Below are 14764 nucleotides of genomic sequence, written 5' to 3' on the forward strand. Positions count from 1 at the left end.
TTCTGCTGGTGCGGTTGTGCTGTTGCGCCCGGGGCGGGGGTGGAGGGTCACCCCCGCCCCGGGGCCGTGCAGGTGGTGCAGGAGGGTCAGGCGCTCGTGGGCTGCTTGGCGGCCTGCTTGGCCTTGTGCTGCTCGAATTCGGCCCGCCACTGCTCGGGGTCGTGGCCGGCGTCCTGGGCGGCGTCGTACGCGAACTCGCCGATCTCGCCAGACTCCATCTCGGCGTTGACTTCGCGGGTGATGCGTTCGGCGAGGCCGGGGTCTGCGGTGCGCAGGGAGACGAGGAAGCGGTGGGCGGCCCAGGCGTAGCACCCGGCGGTGACCGAGGCGGAGAACAGCGGCGAGGTGTGAGGCGCGCTGTAGATGTCGGAGGTGGCGCGCAGGGTCGCGCGCAGAGCAGTTGTCTGGAACTCGGCGACCGCTCCGGGTGCGGGCTGCGGCGACGTGAGTTCGGCGTGGGGGCCGTCGCCGAGGCTGGCGGCCCATGCGGCGATGTCGTCTTCGCGGGTGGGCTCGCCGGTGAAGCGCATGGGCATCTGCAGGCCGAGGACGTCTTCGGCGACGATGACGACCGGCTGCTCGGCGGCGGGCTGCCAGAAGCGCGCTCCGTAGCCGAGGAGTTCCCAGCGGGTCAGCAGACGGGGCGAGAGGCTGGTGCGTGCGGCCTCGGTCAGGGGGTTGGCCAGTGCGGTGCGGACGATGTCGCGCCAGGCGATGAACTCGTCACTGCGGGCGGTGGTGACCTTGGCGGTGTCCGTGGTGAGCGTGAGCGTGTCAGCCGTGGGGGTGAGGGTGACGGCGCGGTCGCCGGGCAGGCTCTGCAGCCACGAGGTCAGCCACTCGATGTCCGGCTGCGGGATGGTCAGGGCCCACGGGGCGGCCGCGGCGTCGAGGCGGGTGCGGGCGACGGCCAGGGTGAACCGGTCGGTGGCGACGGCGTGCAGCATCGTTCCGTCCCAGTCCAGTCGGATGCCGTGGATGATCGAGTGGTACTCGCTGCCGACGTGCGGGGTGGTGACCTCGATGAGGCGCAGCAGGCGGTGGGCGTTGAGGCTGGTCACGGGTTCTTCCTCTCGGGGCGGACGGCGGCCTGGGCCGCGCGGTAGGCAGTGGGTGTGGAGCGGCGTTTGCCGGAGGCGATGGCGCGGGCGTCGATGAGCGCGGACGCGGACTGCGGGGTCGGGGTGGTCCAGGCGCCGGCGGGGGCGCCGGGGCCGGGCTGCGGCTCGGGGTGTCCGGCGGCCGCCCAGGGGGCGTGTGCCGAGCAGCGGCGGCCGCAGGGGTAGAGCCGGACCGGGCCGGTGTGCTCGCCGAGCGCCTCGCACGGACGCGGGGCGGCGGTCACGCCGCGGCCCCGGCTTCGCGTCGTACGGCAGCGCGGGCGTTGAGGCAGGGCTGGCAGACGGTCTGTCCCAGACGTCGGTGCGCGGCGTCTCCGGCAGGTGTGCCGCACCGGCCGGTCCAGTCGGGGAAGGCCGCGGGGTCGTCGATCGTGTCGTCGTCCCACGCGCCCACCGGAGCCCAGCCGTTGGCCGCGGCCTGCGCCCGGGCCCGGCTGTACCGCTGGACGGCGACGCCGTGCTCGCGCGGGTCGGCGCGCCACAGCGCGTCATACAGGCCGCGTACTGCCCGCACGGTGCGGACCACCACCCGCTCCCGGTGCAGGGTGGCGGCGAAGTTGGCGTCGCTCATGCCGAGCCGGACGGCCAGGTGGTGCTGCGGCCAGCCCGCGGTGATGAGGGCCTGCAGCCGGCGGGCGGTTCCGGTGGCGCCGATGACGGTGCAGGCCGGCAGGTTGTCGAGGGTGGGCTCGACGGCGAGGACGGCCGCGGCCAGCGCCGGACGTACCTTCTCCTGCGGCCCGGTGCCGCGCTCCGGGCGCCCGGTGATGATTGCCTGGAGGCGTTTGCGGTCCACGCCCGCCGCCGCGGCGATGGCTCGCAGGCCCATGCTGCAGGACTGCAGGTGGCGGATGTGGATGCGGACGGGCTCGGCGTCGGCCCAGGGCCGCCACGTGCCGTAGGCGACGGCGCGGTTGCGGTTGTCGTCGTACTGGCTGCGGGCGAAGGCGCAGACGTAGCAGCGGCAGCCGTCCAGCCGGTAACGGGCGTAGCCGTGTGGGCGCTCGTTCATGCCGCCGCCTTCCGGGCCAGGACGCGCTGGACGGTGCGTGCGGTGCATCCGGCCGCCGTACCGATCTGCTCGGGGGTCATGCCGCCGCGCTCGGCCAGGCGCCGGATCAGGCTGTCGCGGTCGTCGCCCTCCGGCCCCTCCTGCGGTTCGGCGGTGGCCTGCCTGGCGCGGGCGTATGGCGTGTGTCCGGCCCACAGGCCGTGCCGCCGCTCGCGGGACACGTCGCCCTCCACCCGGGCCGCGTGCTCCTCACACTGGGTCCGGACCGGGCACGTCGCGCAGAGCTTTCGTGCGGTGGCGTAGCGGTTGTTGTCCTCGGGGTGGAAGAGGTCCGGGTCGGTCTGGGCGCACAGCGCCTCGTCCATCCAGTCGAAGGCGCTCATCGGCCGGCCTCGGCTTCGAAGAGGTCGGCTACCTGGCGCAGGACGTAGGCCGCGGCCTGCCTGCTCATGCCCTGGGCGCCGGACTCGATGCTGACGCTGCCCTCGGTGCTGCCGGGGCGGATGATGACGAAGGCCAGCGCGTCGCTTCCGTCGATCGCGACCATGGTCGTCTCTGGCTTGGGAGTGGTCACAAGGCCCCCTTGATCGTGTCGCAGCCGGTGCAGCGGTACTTGCCGCCGTCCGGCACATGGCGGGTGGTGAGGTGGGCGCACACGGTCGTGTCGCAGACGAGCCACCGGGCGCCGGGCGGGACCGCAGCGAACACCGCGGTGTCGGCAACGCGCGCGGCCGCAGCGCGGCGGTGGGCGGCGCGTACCGGCCCGGCGGGAGCGGGCCGTAGGACGCGGTCGACGAGGGCGGCGAACAGCGCGCCGGGGAGAGCGGCGAGCACCGCGGCCCAGGTCATCGGCCGACCTCTTCCAGCAGGGCCCAGCGGCGGCGGATGCTGCGGCGCTCGGCCTCCGACAGGCCGCCCCACACGCCCCACTCCTCGCCGGCGGCGAGCGCCCAGTCCTGGCAGATGCGCATAACCGGGCAGCGGCGGCAGACCGCCTTCGCGTCAGCGATCTGCGCCTTCGCGGGGCCGGCGTACCCGACCGGGTAGAACAGCTCAGGGGCCTCCGTCCGGCAGGCGCCGAGCAGCTGCCACCCGGTGACCGCGTCGCGCGGCGCGTCCAGATGGCGCGTCATGACGTTGTTCCCGGGACAGTCTGGCCACCGGTGATCTCGTCGGCGGTGACGCGCGGGGCGGGGAACTCGTCCTCGGCGGTGACCTCGCCGCGCTGGAGGGACTGGAAGATGACCTGTAGCTGGGCCACGTCGTGGTCGGTCCACTTCGCCGAGGCCCGGCCGAGCTTGGTCTCGATGCGGTCCGCGGTGACGCCGACCCCCTCGAAGGCACGGATCGCGTCGGCCACCCGCACGTTCAGCGACTTGCCGCCCCCGTCACGCAGGGTCCGCTCACACAGGGCCTTGGCCTCCTCCACGAACCACGGCGGCAGGATCGCGAAGATCGCCTCCCGGACGCGGCGGGCCCCGTTGTTGGCGTTGTTCTCGTAGATGTCCCGCAGCTCCTTCAGCGGCACGGGACCGTAGTCCTTGGTGTCCCGCAGGTGCGGGACGATGAAGGTGCTGCTGGTGCGCGAGTTCTTCTCGACGTCCCAGGCGAACGCCTGCATCTCCGACTGCGCGAACTCGTCGTCGCGGCGCATCTCGACCAGCCCGTACTGCACGTTGCCCCAGCAGCGCGCCAGCTCGCGAGCGAGGTGGACGGACGGCCCGGACACCGTGGTACCTGCACGGGGGAAGCGGAAGAACGCACGCTCGGCCAGGTACTTCTGCTTGCACGACTCGCGCATCTCGTCGATGGCGGCCTGGATGTTGCGGGGGCACTGCTGCGCCACGACGATCGCCGCCTGCACCTCGGCCACCGCGCGGGACTGCTCCACCGCGGTTCCCTGGCCGATGCGCGCCGGCGCCCCCGCCGGGCTCATGCGCTCGATCTGCTGGTGCTGCTTCACAGGTACTCCTCGGAGTCGCGGATCTCCGCGTACGGGGGAAGGGAGAGATAAGCGATGTCGTCGCTGTAGCCGGGCCAGCGGCCGGTCGCGGCGCACTCGGCGTACGTCTCGATGGCGCGCCGGTTGCGGGCGGCGCCTATGCGCATCGCCATCGCGCTGGGCTGGTAGACGATCACCAGGTACGGCGGCGTCTTCTCCTGGCACACGAACACGAACTGGGCGTCGTCCCCGGCCAGGCCGAGAGCACGGCAGCCGGAGCGGTACCAGTCGGCCTGCTGGTGGTAGCCGTACTCGTGCATCGCCCGCTGCAGCGCGGTGGGGTCGGCGGACCGGGTGGTCTTGTAGTCGGGGATGACCATGCGGCCGGGGCCCGGTATGGGGCGCCAGTCCAGCAGCGCGCGCCGCATGACGCCGGTCGGGCCGTCCCGCCACACGAGCGCGGACTCGGGTGTGCCGCTGCCGGGCTCGAACAGCTTCCTGGCGACCGGGTGCTGCCACAGGGCTGCCGCCATGGCCTGCACCACGTCGTAGTCCTTGCGCAGAAGCGGCATGGCACCGCTCGCGCGGACCGCTTCGCGCTCGTCCCGGGCAGCCGCCGTACGCCAGTCGTCGAAGTCCAGCGGCACCAGCTCGGGGCCGGCACCGAGGACCAGGCGGTGCGCGGCTTGCCCGAAGTCGAACGTGGCCTTCGGCTGCGGCGGGTTGTCCTGCTCGTGCCGGAAGAGCGCCGGGCAGGACGGAGGCAGCAGCTTGCGGGCGCCCGACGAGGACAGAGAGCCGCCCGGCACCGGATCGGAGTGGTACTCGTCAGCGGTCAGGTCGTACAGGCCGGGCCCGGTGACGGGCCCGGCGGCCGGGGCCGAAGCCCCGGCCGGCAGGGTGGTCGTCACCTAATCCTCCCGATCTCACGGAGGCCGCCGGTACGCGCCCGGACTGCCTCCGTCGGCTCCCCGTCGTCGAAGGGGCTGGTGTCGAAGGGAGCAATCAGCTCGCCTTTCACCGGGTCGGTGTCCTGGCTCATCCAGGCACACCCCTTGCCGTCGATGTAGATACGGCGGCGCCGGTCGGCCGGGTCATCGGGGCGGTTGCCGCTGGCGGCCTCTTCGACTGCCTTCACCCACTCCGGCTCGGGCAGCGGCTGCTTCCAGCGCCGAGCATCCTGGCGGGCCCGGTCGCACAGGTCGCGCACGGCACCGAGGCAGCTGCTCAGGTGAGCCATCTCCTCGGCCACCGCCGGCTCCTTGCCGACGAATTCCTCCAACTGCGTGACCAGCCAGCGGATATCGGCGAGGAGCAGCCCGGCCTCAAGGCGTTCCTTGATCTGCGTGAGGCGGTCGTCAGCCACGGTCGCCTCCAGGCGTCTCCACGGCCGGCAGCCCGATGGCCTCCCGCCGCTTGGCCAACAGCTCGGCGACGAAGTGGTGGTCGACCTCCTGAGCGCCGTACCGCACGGCCATGGCCCGCTTGCCGGCCGTCAGGTCGTAGTGCCACCGGTAGGCGTGGTCCTGGAACCAGGTCATTCGGAGCCCGAGGCGCTGGGCGAAGGCGTGCAGCTCCTCGATGTCGTCGGCGAGCAGGTGGCACCAGTGGGTGTAGCGCAGGCCGCGCATCTTCGAGACGGTCGTGTAGTCCTTGATCTCGTCCACGTACACGGACATCAGGCCGCCACCTGCTTCCGGTCGGGCATCGGCGTGGCCACGTAGTCGCGGGAGGCGCCCTTGCCGGACGGCCACGGCCGCCAGGTGATGGGGCCGTGGCAGCGGCGCATGGGGTCGTGGAACGCGCTGCGGGTGAACGACAGGCGTCGGCAGTCCGGGCATTGCAGCTCGGGGCCGATCTTCTTGCCGTAGTGGCGGGTGGCCAGCGCCTCCGGGTAGTCGAAGTGGTCCAATCGCTGGACCTCGATCGATCCGTCGATCGCGACCTCGCCGTTCAGGCTGATGTCGGTCGGGTCGTCGGCGTAGTGGGCCAGGGCGTCGTCCTCGGACGGGGCGCTGACCCACAGCACGTACCGGGTGACGGTCTCGACGACGATCGGGTATTCGCGCTCGTCCAGGTCCCACAGGGAGTGGACGGGGTGCCCGTCGGTGATCAGGTCGTTGATGTCCTCGTCCAGCCCGAGGCCGACGGCACGCGGGTACTTACGGCGCCGCGCATCCTCGTGCGCGCCGGCGTGGCGCAGCTCCAGTACGCAGTCGTAGATGCTGTGGTCGCTGCCGGTCTCGAACAGCGGCTCGGCACACTTCATCGGACACCGTCCTTGCGGGTGTAGTAGCGGCGGCCAGGCGTCTCGTGCAGGGCGAGGAGGCCGTCACGGTGGAGGCGGGCCAGGTCACGGCGCGCCGTACGGGTCATCGGGGCGGGCCAGTCGGCGGCGCGGTACAGGCGCATCACGCGGCGCGTGGTCCACTCGCCCGGCTGCTCGGCGACTGCGCCGGCCAGGAGCAGGCGGCGCTTCGTCTCGTCGAGAGCGTTCATCAGCCACCCCCGAGCTGCGGCGGGACGTCGCGGGTGGAGGCCAGACCCTCGATGACGCCGGCGACTGCCGCCGCGGGCTGGTTCCGCAGGACGTCGCACCACATGCGGTCGACGTCACCGCTGGCCGCCACGACGTCGCGCGCGGTGTCGTAGGCGAACATGAACACCTGCGGGTCCTCCGACGCGGCGCAGCGCACGCTGGCCAGGGAGAACGCGGCGTCGGCGTGGCGCTTCACGGGCGCTCACCGCCTACCGGCACGCGGATGTCGTCCGGGTCCAGGAGCCCCACGCGTAGCGCCGTCGCGACAGCGTGCGCACCGGACCGGACGCGCAGCCGCCGGTACAGCAGGCGGCGGTGGCTCTTGACCGTGGCGGGGGCCAGGCACAGGCGCTGCGCCGTCTCTCCCACGGACAGCCCGTTGGCCATGGTCACCAGGACCGCCCGCTGTTGTTGCGGCAGAACACGTGTCGCCATCACGCGCCGCCCTCGACTTCCGCCTTCAGCCGGGCGATCTCCTCGCGGGCCTCGGCGAGTTCGTCGGCGGCGGTGCGTTTCTGATCGCGGTAGGCGACGATGCTGTCCCGCCACTCCTGCACAGCGGCGAGGATGCGGTCCGCCGTGGCGACCTGCTCATCCAGCGTCGCGGCGCTCGGGAACTGCAGAGTGATGTCGTTCTGCATGGAGCCGTCGGGCTCGATGTACAGAACAGAGAGCGGAGCTACACCGCACCGGGCGGTGGCCTGCGGCTCCAGGAAGAACGTGGCGGTGTAGCTCATGCGGTGCCTCCGCAGGTCCAGTCGGGGTAGTCGGCGGCGGTGCTGCAGCACTCGGGGTGCTCGATCAGGTAGATCGCGCCCGCGGTAGCGGCCCGCTCTTTGTCGCCCATGGCGCGGACGAGCGCGTCGTCGTCGGCGCTGGTGGTGGCGGCCTGCTGCCGGGCCTGCACGTCCCGCAGGGCGCTCAGCACCTTCGCCGGGGTGACGTGGCTCGCGATGTCCAGGCGGACCTGCTCGACAGGCACATCCAGGGCCTCGATCGCGGGGCGCGGGGTCGTCGTCTTCACGACTCACCCCCGGTGCGGGCGAGGGCGGTGCTGGCTTCGCGCTGCGCCTCCTCCAGCAGGACGGTCAGGGCGCCGACCCGGAAGCGCAGCCGGTCGACCTCGGCAGCCAGGCGCAGCCCGGCCGCGCGCAGCTCGTCGGCGGACGCGGTCTCGTCGCGCAGCACGTCGTCGATTACGGCGCGGAGAGAAGGAGTCAGCTCAGGCATCGTCGTCACCGCCCTCGGCGGCGTCGGCCATGCGGCGCAGGCGGTGCGCGACCGAGCTGGTGCACGCGGTCCACACGGCCATCGCGTCAGCCGACCAGCCGGCGGGAGCCGTCGCCGCATCCGCCACAGCGGCGGCCTCGCGCAGCACCTCGGCGCGGAAGGCGGCGAGCAGCGCGGTGGTCTTCGGCAGGCCCGCGCCGTAGCCCTCGGAGGCCGGGCTCCACTCGGGCCACATCAGCGCGCTGAACAGCTCGTCGCGGGCGGTCATGCCGCACCGCCCTCGGCGTCGTCGTACCCGGCCACCCGCCAGCGCTCCGCCGTCCGGTCCCACACCACGGACCATTCGTCGCGGTCGGTGAGGGTGCCGTCGAGGTCGATGCCCACGTGCATGCCTGCGTCGTTCGCGGCGTTGAGGGCGTTGGCGATGGCCTCCCAGTACGAGCGGGCACCACCGAGATTGTCCGGTCGAACCGCGTCCCGCGCGATCTTGGATGCCAACTTCTCGATCACGTCGGCCTGCTCGGCGTGCTGGCGGCGGCGGGTCGACCGGTGCTCGCGCGCCTTCTTCAGCAGCCACGCGATGATCTGCGCGTCACGCTCGGCGACGATCGCGGCGCGGGTGGCGCGCAGCCGTTCGGCCTCCGACTCGGCATCGAGCAGTCGGCGCAGGACCGGGGCCATCCGCTCGCCCATGAACGAGACGAGGTTCAGGCAGTACAGGTCCTCCCACTTCGGGTGCTCGTGCTCTCGGACGTTGGTGACGGTCTGACCGAACGAGACGATGAGCTCGGCACTGGCCGACTTCGCGTCACCGAGGGCCGCTGCCAGTGCAGCGCGCTGCTCGGCGGAAAGAGAGGAACGGGCGCTCATGACGTCACCGCCGCATCCGACGGAGCGTCCAGCAGCGTCCACGCCTTCACGGACACCTCATCCACGACCGCGGTCATCGACACGTACGTACGCGGGTCGTCGTCGCCGTGGGGCCCGGCGCTGACCGCGACACCGCAGATCCGTGCCAGCGCCTCAACACCGGCCGCCGACCGGGAGAAGCGGAACTCCACCTCCGGCGTCGGCGCGAAGGAGTAGCAGGTGACGGCGAAGCCCGACGGGAGCACCGGACTGGTCCAGATGATCTGCTCGGCGACCGCCAGAGCGGCCAGATGCCCGCGGCGCTGCGCGTCGGCAGCGTCCGTTTCGACAGGAGCGATACTCACAGCGCACCCCCCACCAGAGCCGCCGGAGACTGCACCCCGCCGAGCCGCTTGTGCAGCTCCTGTACGCCCTTGACCGTCACCCGAAGCTGCGGCGCATCGAGGACCAGCTCGCCGGTGCGCGGGTGGTAGTGGGACTGCGGCAGCTCCGACAGCCAGCCCCGCTCGATGGCGTACTGGCTCGCCCGGTAGCGGTGGTCGGCGTTCTGTACGTAGGCCCAGTCGATCTCGTGCAGGATGCCGAACAGCCGGTTCCGGCCCGTCTTGATTGCCGGATCGCGGGAGAGGATCTTCGCCGCGTCAGCCACGGAGAAGTCGCCGTGAGCGGTCGCCAGGGTGTTCCACGCCGCGGCCGGGACCTCCAGCTCCCTGACCTTCGACTCCAGCGCCTTCGCCTCCCGCACCTGCCCGAGCAGCGCGACGAGCGCCTCCTCGTAGTCCTGCGGCAGCGCCGGCGTCACCTCGGCCTCGCGGGTACGGACCGCGAAGTACGTCTGCGCCGCGGCGATCTCCGCCTTACGCGGATCACCGTTCATCGCCACCAGGTAGGCGCCGTAGCGGGTGAGCCGGTAGTTGATGCCGGCCTGGTTGGTGCGGCCGAAAGCTTCCCGGCGCCGGGAAGCATGGCGCGCGGGGTCTTCGCCCGTGTTGGCGACAGCCGACCGGGCCCGCTCGATGGCGGCCTCGAACCGCTCCCACTTCTCGTAGCCGAGCAGGGGCATCAGGTCACGGGCCGACCACCAGTCGCCCGCCTGATCCGTCTGCTTGATGGCGTCGAAGGGGCTGTTCCCCTTCGGTGGCATGATGCTGCTCAAGGTGAGCCTCATTTCTGTGGTTGATGAGGCGAGCCGCAGGGGTCGTGTCCGGGTGCATCCGGCGCGGCCCCGACTCGCGTCGGAGGTGGGGTCAGGCGCTCTTGGTCTCGCTGAGCGGCCGGGTCTCGCCCATCGCGGCGATCTCCCGGATGTGCTGCAGGCGGAACGTGATTCGGCCACCGGAGCGGCTGTGCGGGATTTCGCGGGCCCTCGCCTTCTTCCGCAGCGTTAGGGCGGTGTAGGGCAGCCAGCCGTTGGCGGCGACCTCTTCGGGCTTGTAGTGCACCAGTTCGTCCAGAGCGGTGCTGGAGGCGCCGCCGGTCTCGGCGGTGGGGGGCGCCTTCCTCTTCGCTTCCGTGGCGGGCACGTCGGCTCCTTCATGGGTGATGGCAGCAGTCGGCACCGTCAGCGCGGCCGCGATGGCCTGGACTTTCGCCTCAGCAGGCCGCTCGATCTGGCCTCGTTCGAGCCGGGAGAGGTAGCCGCGGTCGATTCCGGCCCGGCGAGCAAGAGCAGGGAGGCTCATGTTCTGAGCCTCGCGGATGGCCCGGATGGCGATGCCGTTGGATCTCACCCTCAGAAAGTAGCCCCGTGCCCACACCCTGGCAACCCTCGTGCGCACTTTCTGTGCTTGTTTTCTCGACTCTCGCGGCGTGACGGGTGCGCACAAGGGCGCACATAGGGGCTCACTTTGCAACCCGGGGCGCGCGGTAAACTCGCTTAAAGGCAGGTCAAGAGGCCAGATCCTGGCTTTCCGGTTGCATCAGCGTCGGGCATGATGAGGTGCCATGGATCGAGACTGGGCCAGGCTGGGCGACGCCGTGCGGCACGCCCGCAAGTCCGCAGGACTGAAACAGGATGAGCTGGCCGACGCGGTGAACGTCAGCAGAGCCACCATCCAGGCCATCGAGCGCGGCGACTCCTTCAAGAAGGTCACCCACACGCACCGCGCCATCGCCGCCTACTTCGAGTGGGACCCCGGCTCGATCGAGACGACACTCGCAGGCGGAGAACCTAAGCCGGCCGAACCGTCGCCCGACGCCGCCCCTGCGACCTTCAGCGGTGTGGCCGCCATTCCGGAGGACCTGCCGCTTCGCATCAAGGCAGCGCTCGGCGACGGCCCGCTCGTGGATGCCGCCGTCATCGCCCTGCCCGCGGAGGACGGTGATGAGGACCCTGATGCTCAGATGGTCGTCATCGTCCGGGGCCGCAGGGGGGCGTCCGATGAGCAGCTGCGGCGGGCGATGCAGCGGTGGGAGCGGACAGAATCAAGCCTTCGGCGCTCGGAAGGCAGCACAAAAGGTGCCGAAGTGCGCCCAGAATCCTAGGCAAAGGGCTCCACATGTGAGCGATCTGTGTGGTTGGGTATTCAACGCGTTACGAAGGTGCCGCCGTACTCGGATCACAGGGGGACCGGTGCGGGTCGAAGTTGTCAGCGTTACCTCTATGCCCCTGGACGTGTGCGTCTACCTGCGTAAGCGCGCCCACGCCTGGGTGCTGTACATCCTGCAAGAGCTGTTGGATCACCTCGGCGGGGTCATACCGGGTCTGGTGATCACTCCTCCTGTGATCACAGCCCGGTGGCTGGTCTCGCCGGGTCGGTAAGAGGGGGCAGCGTGGCGTACGCGGAGAAGCGCCTCAGTACGGCCAAAGGCAGCAAAGGCAAGATCAGTTGGCGGTCGCGGTACAAGAAGCCGGACGGGACGTGGGGGAGCGAGCCCGGCTTCCCGACCAAGAAGACGGCGGAGAACTGGGGAGAGGAGCAGGAGGCCGCCATCCGGGCCGGCCGCTGGATCGACCCGGATCTGCAGCGCAAGCACTTCGGGGTCTGGGCCAGGGAGTGGATGAAGGCGAAGCCGAAGCGCGGCGCCACCGTCGACAAGCGGTGGAACATGCTCGACCGGCACATACTTCCGAAGTGGCAGCACGCCCCGCTCCAGTCCATCACCTGGTTCGACGTGGATGCCTGGCAGCACGGTCTGCCGTGCGACGACGTCACCGCGGGCCACTGCGTCAGCCTGATGTCGTCCATCCTGACCGGCGCCGTGGACGCCCAGCACCTGGCCGTGAACCCGCTGTTCGGCCGTCGGCGCACGCGTCCCACCACGGCGAGCGCGGGTAAGCGGCCCGTGAAAGCGAAGAAGACGGCCGAGGAGCAGTGGGTGGAACCGGAAGCGGTGCTGCAGGTCGCCGACCGGCTCGGCCCTGTCAACGGCCTGCATGTGCTGACGACGGCGTTCACCGGCCTGGGCTGGGGTGAGAGTGCCGCTCTGCACCGGGACAACACCCTGCTGCAGAGGCAGCAGCCGTATGACGGCGGAGTCTTCACCTGCCCGGTCATCCGGGTGGACGAAGAGGTCGGGGAACTGGCCGAGTATGTCGGCCGGGACGAGGACGGCCGGCGTACCGGACTGGTGCACCAGCTGGAGCCGCCGAAGAACGACGGGCGGGCCCGGGACGTGGATGTGCCGCCCTTCCTCGCGATGCTGCTGCGCTACCACCTCGACGACTGGAAGTGGCCGTACGTCTTCTGCACGCCCAACGGGAAGCTGTGGAGGCGCAGCAACTTCGGGCGCAGCATCCTGCGGCCTGCGGCCGACGGGCGGACCGCGCTGCCGAAGAGCAAGGGGCATGCCGCGCGGGAGGCATGGGCCCCGATCAAACCGGGGATGACGATGCGGGCCACGCGGCACACCCATGACACTCTGCAGGAACAGATCGGGGTGAAGCCCGCCCTGGCCTTCGAGCAGGCCGGCCACAAGCGGCCGGGAATCAAAGCGGTGTACCAGCACCCGACGCCCGCGATGCGGCAGGAGCGGCTGGACGGGCTGGAAGAGATTTTCTGGCGGGCGATGCGTAACCTGGGGTGGCGGACCCTGTGGGGCCGGGTGGATCTGGTGAAGCGGCGCCCATCCATAGATGATCTCCCAAATATCTCCCAAACGATCATCAGGAGCCCCGCTCGGGAGGCTCAGCCGCAGGTCAGGTGATCGACAAGCGTTCGTTACACCGGCTCTTACAAAGCAGATGTCACAGGTTCAAATCCTGTTGTGCCCACCAGCGCGAAGACCCCCCGTCGATCTTGACGGGGGTCTTCGGCGTTCCGGGTTGGCGTCAACGGGGCTGGTCGGTCGGTTACTGGTTGGTTGAGGGCGCCTTTTGAATGGCGCTGCGCGGGATGTGGTCGACATGCGTGGTGGTCGGTCCCGGTGCAGGCTGAATGTATGGCTGAGCATCCGCCGGTGATTGTTCACCCGCCCTCCTCGTCCGGTGGGCGGCGGGTCACCGTTCACGGGCAGATTGTCGGGCTGGCGCACGGGCGTGGGGATGTTGCCGAGTTTCTGCGGCAGGCCGGGCTGGCGCCGGATGCCGAGGACATTGATCTGGATGCTCCGGGGCTCGTCGAGTGGCGCGGTGGGGACAAGGACGTGTGGGCGGTTGTGGGGTGAGGAGTGGTGGTGGGGCGAGTGGGGTTGTGGGTGGGGGTGAGGGTGAGGGTGGATGCGGCGTTTGGTTGGGGCGTTGTGGGTAGGTTTTGTGGTTACGCGCTGTGGGGGGTGGTGGCCGAAGGGTGATGGTGTGGGGTGCGGGGTTGTTGTTCGAGTTTCAAGTGATGTGTATCGTCGGGGTGTGACTTGAAGTTTCAAGTACTTCTTGGGCGGGCGGCACCGGTTCTGTTGCAGGACCCGCGGCCCGGACAGACCAGACAGAAATGAGCGTTCGTATGTCCTCCCCCCTCAGCCCTCTTCGCAGCCCCCTCCGTGACTACGGCAGCGGTGTCGACGACCGGCATGCCGCGACCCCGCACGCGTACGACATCGGCCTGCTGGTGCTGCGGCTCGCGGTCGGGCTGATCATGGCCGCGCACGGTGCGCAGAAGCTGTTCGGCTGGTTCGGCGGGCCGGGGCTGGACGGAACCGGACAGTTCTTCGCGGGCAGCGGTTACCCGGCCGGCAAGGCCATGGCCGTGGTGGCCGGGCTCAGCGAGACGCTGGGCGGTCTCGGGCTGGTCCTCGGGCTGCTGACGCCGCTGGCGGGCGCGGCGGTCGTCGGGACGATGGTGAACGCGCTGGCGGTGAAGTGGGGCGGAGGCTTCTTCGCGCCCGAGGGCGTCGAGTACGAGCTGCTGCTCACGGCGGGCGCCGGAGCCCTGGCGCTGACCGGCCCCGGCCGGTACGCGGTCGACCGGCTGCTTCCGGTCCTGCGTAACCACCGGCTTGCTTACGGGGTGGCTGCCCTCTTGTTCGGCGTGATCGTCGCGTTCGTGATGCTGCTGGTGCGCGACTGACCTCCCGGCGGAATCGTAGGGAGCCGGGTGAAGTGGTGTGTGTGGAGAGAAGCGGAAGGTGAGGGATTGACGTGGCAGTGCGGCGGCTGAATCACGCGGTGCTCTACGTACGGGACGTGGCGCGCGCCGTGGCCTTCTACACGGAGGCGCTGGGGTTCCGGGTGGACACCGAGATACCGGGGAGGGCCGCGTTCCTCAGTGCCGAGGGGACCGCCAACGATCACGATCTCGGGCTGTTCGCGGTCGGCGCCGGGGCGCCGGGACCCGAACACGGCCGGGTGGGGCTCTACCACCTGGCCTGGGAGGTCGGCACCCTCGGGGAGCTGGCGGACACGGCGAGGGACTTGGCCGAGCGGGGCGCGCTGGTCGGCGCCACCGACCACCTGGTGTCCAAGTCGCTGTACGCCAAGGACCCGGACGGCAACGAGTTCGAGGTCATGTGGCGGGTGCCCCGTACGGAGTGGCCGGGACCGGACGAGCCGGACCGGCTGCGCCCGCTCGACCTCGAAGCCGAGCTGGAGCGCTGGGGCCGCGATCTGAAGACGGGGGCGGCGGCCGGGTCGGCGACCTGAGGGCGGGGCGGGACACCACTTTGGTCTGAGGGCA

At 70.8% G+C, this 14764-nt stretch carries 29 protein-coding genes; 6 read left to right on the forward strand and 23 right to left on the reverse strand.

The genetic code is table 11. The annotated features are described in order from the left end of the window. Window positions 1-86: 86 nt before the first annotated feature. The 23 genes from EJG53_RS28755 to EJG53_RS28860 form a co-directional block, all read right to left on the reverse strand. Entirely contained in the window at window positions 87-1061 is a 975-nt protein-coding gene (locus EJG53_RS28755; RefSeq protein ID WP_167515182.1) for a hypothetical protein, read from the reverse strand. Next, complete coding sequence (locus EJG53_RS41240) at window positions 1058-1345, reverse strand: hypothetical protein (protein ID WP_167515183.1); 288 nt, start codon at window positions 1343-1345, stop codon at window positions 1058-1060. Before EJG53_RS41240 ends, EJG53_RS28755 begins: the two co-directional genes overlap by 4 nt. Next, complete coding sequence (locus EJG53_RS28760) at window positions 1342-2133, reverse strand: hypothetical protein (RefSeq protein WP_125047320.1); 792 nt, start codon at window positions 2131-2133, stop codon at window positions 1342-1344. The genes EJG53_RS41240 and EJG53_RS28760 overlap by 4 nt, the downstream gene beginning before the upstream one ends. Then, window positions 2130-2516 carry a WhiB family transcriptional regulator gene (locus tag EJG53_RS28765; protein WP_125047321.1) on the reverse strand — a complete coding sequence of 129 codons (387 nt, stop codon included), beginning with the start codon at window positions 2514-2516 and terminating at the stop codon, window positions 2130-2132. The genes EJG53_RS28760 and EJG53_RS28765 overlap by 4 nt, the downstream gene beginning before the upstream one ends. Next, entirely contained in the window at window positions 2513-2707 is a 195-nt protein-coding gene (locus EJG53_RS28770) for a hypothetical protein (RefSeq protein WP_125047322.1), read from the reverse strand. Before EJG53_RS28770 ends, EJG53_RS28765 begins: the two co-directional genes overlap by 4 nt. After that, window positions 2704-2982: a hypothetical protein gene (locus EJG53_RS28775; protein WP_125047323.1), complete on the reverse strand. Its 279-nt coding sequence runs from the start codon at window positions 2980-2982 to the stop codon at window positions 2704-2706. Before EJG53_RS28775 ends, EJG53_RS28770 begins: the two co-directional genes overlap by 4 nt. Then, on the reverse strand, window positions 2979-3266 hold the full coding sequence (locus tag EJG53_RS28780) for a WhiB family transcriptional regulator (RefSeq protein WP_125047324.1): 288 nt from the start codon (window positions 3264-3266) through the stop codon (window positions 2979-2981). Before EJG53_RS28780 ends, EJG53_RS28775 begins: the two co-directional genes overlap by 4 nt. Continuing rightward, window positions 3263-4096 carry a hypothetical protein gene (locus tag EJG53_RS28785; protein ID WP_125047325.1) on the reverse strand — a complete coding sequence of 278 codons (834 nt, stop codon included), beginning with the start codon at window positions 4094-4096 and terminating at the stop codon, window positions 3263-3265. Before EJG53_RS28785 ends, EJG53_RS28780 begins: the two co-directional genes overlap by 4 nt. After that, window positions 4093-4986 carry a PD-(D/E)XK nuclease-like domain-containing protein gene (locus EJG53_RS28790; RefSeq protein WP_125047326.1) on the reverse strand — a complete coding sequence of 298 codons (894 nt, stop codon included), beginning with the start codon at window positions 4984-4986 and terminating at the stop codon, window positions 4093-4095. The genes EJG53_RS28785 and EJG53_RS28790 overlap by 4 nt, the downstream gene beginning before the upstream one ends. After that, window positions 4983-5441: a hypothetical protein gene (locus tag EJG53_RS28795; RefSeq protein ID WP_125047327.1), complete on the reverse strand. Its 459-nt coding sequence runs from the start codon at window positions 5439-5441 to the stop codon at window positions 4983-4985. The genes EJG53_RS28790 and EJG53_RS28795 overlap by 4 nt, the downstream gene beginning before the upstream one ends. Next, a complete protein-coding gene (locus tag EJG53_RS28800) occupies window positions 5434-5754 on the reverse strand; it encodes a DUF4031 domain-containing protein (RefSeq protein WP_125047328.1) in 321 nt (106 codons plus the stop codon). Before EJG53_RS28800 ends, EJG53_RS28795 begins: the two co-directional genes overlap by 8 nt. Then, complete coding sequence (locus EJG53_RS28805) at window positions 5754-6344, reverse strand: hypothetical protein (RefSeq protein ID WP_125047329.1); 591 nt, start codon at window positions 6342-6344, stop codon at window positions 5754-5756. The genes EJG53_RS28800 and EJG53_RS28805 overlap by 1 nt, the downstream gene beginning before the upstream one ends. Further along, the gene (locus EJG53_RS28810; protein WP_125047330.1) at window positions 6341-6574 is read right to left on the reverse strand and encodes a hypothetical protein; all 234 of its coding nucleotides are present in this window, start codon (window positions 6572-6574) and stop codon (window positions 6341-6343) included. Before EJG53_RS28810 ends, EJG53_RS28805 begins: the two co-directional genes overlap by 4 nt. Beyond that, window positions 6574-6810, reverse strand: coding sequence for a hypothetical protein (locus tag EJG53_RS28815; protein ID WP_125047331.1), 237 nt, complete (start codon window positions 6808-6810; stop codon window positions 6574-6576). The genes EJG53_RS28810 and EJG53_RS28815 overlap by 1 nt, the downstream gene beginning before the upstream one ends. Then, the gene (locus tag EJG53_RS28820) at window positions 6807-7049 is read right to left on the reverse strand and encodes a LuxR C-terminal-related transcriptional regulator (protein ID WP_125047332.1); all 243 of its coding nucleotides are present in this window, start codon (window positions 7047-7049) and stop codon (window positions 6807-6809) included. The genes EJG53_RS28815 and EJG53_RS28820 overlap by 4 nt, the downstream gene beginning before the upstream one ends. Further along, entirely contained in the window at window positions 7049-7351 is a 303-nt protein-coding gene (locus tag EJG53_RS28825; protein WP_125047333.1) for a hypothetical protein, read from the reverse strand. The genes EJG53_RS28820 and EJG53_RS28825 overlap by 1 nt, the downstream gene beginning before the upstream one ends. After that, window positions 7348-7638 (reverse strand): hypothetical protein, encoded by a 291-nt coding sequence (locus EJG53_RS28830; RefSeq protein ID WP_125047334.1) that lies wholly within the window; start codon window positions 7636-7638, stop codon window positions 7348-7350. Before EJG53_RS28830 ends, EJG53_RS28825 begins: the two co-directional genes overlap by 4 nt. After that, entirely contained in the window at window positions 7635-7844 is a 210-nt protein-coding gene (locus tag EJG53_RS28835) for a hypothetical protein (RefSeq protein ID WP_125047335.1), read from the reverse strand. The genes EJG53_RS28830 and EJG53_RS28835 overlap by 4 nt, the downstream gene beginning before the upstream one ends. After that, the gene (locus EJG53_RS28840) at window positions 7837-8112 is read right to left on the reverse strand and encodes a hypothetical protein (RefSeq protein WP_125047336.1); all 276 of its coding nucleotides are present in this window, start codon (window positions 8110-8112) and stop codon (window positions 7837-7839) included. Before EJG53_RS28840 ends, EJG53_RS28835 begins: the two co-directional genes overlap by 8 nt. Next, window positions 8109-8714, reverse strand: a complete 606-nt coding sequence (locus EJG53_RS28845) for a hypothetical protein (RefSeq protein ID WP_125047337.1) — start codon at window positions 8712-8714, stop codon at window positions 8109-8111. The genes EJG53_RS28840 and EJG53_RS28845 overlap by 4 nt, the downstream gene beginning before the upstream one ends. Further along, window positions 8711-9058 carry a hypothetical protein gene (locus tag EJG53_RS28850; RefSeq protein ID WP_125047338.1) on the reverse strand — a complete coding sequence of 116 codons (348 nt, stop codon included), beginning with the start codon at window positions 9056-9058 and terminating at the stop codon, window positions 8711-8713. The genes EJG53_RS28845 and EJG53_RS28850 overlap by 4 nt, the downstream gene beginning before the upstream one ends. Then, on the reverse strand, window positions 9055-9870 hold the full coding sequence (locus EJG53_RS41630; protein ID WP_218041934.1) for a phage antirepressor KilAC domain-containing protein: 816 nt from the start codon (window positions 9868-9870) through the stop codon (window positions 9055-9057). Before EJG53_RS41630 ends, EJG53_RS28850 begins: the two co-directional genes overlap by 4 nt. Before the next feature lie 91 nt (window positions 9871-9961). Beyond that, entirely contained in the window at window positions 9962-10444 is a 483-nt protein-coding gene (locus tag EJG53_RS28860; RefSeq protein WP_125047340.1) for a helix-turn-helix domain-containing protein, read from the reverse strand. A gap of 214 nt (window positions 10445-10658) precedes the next feature. Between EJG53_RS28860 and EJG53_RS28865 the strand changes: the two genes are divergently transcribed. From EJG53_RS28865 to EJG53_RS28885, 6 genes are all read left to right on the forward strand, one after another. Beyond that, the gene (locus EJG53_RS28865; RefSeq protein WP_125047341.1) at window positions 10659-11198 is read left to right on the forward strand and encodes a helix-turn-helix transcriptional regulator; all 540 of its coding nucleotides are present in this window, start codon (window positions 10659-10661) and stop codon (window positions 11196-11198) included. Window positions 11199-11316: 118 nt separating this feature from the next. Then, a complete protein-coding gene (locus EJG53_RS40780) occupies window positions 11317-11475 on the forward strand; it encodes a hypothetical protein (protein ID WP_154806414.1) in 159 nt (52 codons plus the stop codon). An 11-nt stretch (window positions 11476-11486) separates the two neighbouring features. Next, entirely contained in the window at window positions 11487-12860 is a 1374-nt protein-coding gene (locus EJG53_RS28870; RefSeq protein WP_244955383.1) for a hypothetical protein, read from the forward strand. A 234-nt stretch (window positions 12861-13094) separates the two neighbouring features. After that, the gene (locus EJG53_RS28875; protein ID WP_031003547.1) at window positions 13095-13319 is read left to right on the forward strand and encodes a hypothetical protein; all 225 of its coding nucleotides are present in this window, start codon (window positions 13095-13097) and stop codon (window positions 13317-13319) included. Between the two features lie 275 nt (window positions 13320-13594). Then, complete coding sequence (locus EJG53_RS28880; RefSeq protein ID WP_244955384.1) at window positions 13595-14158, forward strand: DoxX family protein; 564 nt, start codon at window positions 13595-13597, stop codon at window positions 14156-14158. A gap of 71 nt (window positions 14159-14229) precedes the next feature. Continuing rightward, window positions 14230-14730 (forward strand): VOC family protein, encoded by a 501-nt coding sequence (locus EJG53_RS28885; RefSeq protein WP_125047343.1) that lies wholly within the window; start codon window positions 14230-14232, stop codon window positions 14728-14730. Window positions 14731-14764: the final 34 nt, after the last annotated feature.

The organism is Streptomyces chrestomyceticus JCM 4735, assembly GCF_003865135.1.
GTDB classification, from domain to species: Bacteria; Actinomycetota; Actinomycetes; order Streptomycetales; family Streptomycetaceae; genus Streptomyces; species Streptomyces chrestomyceticus.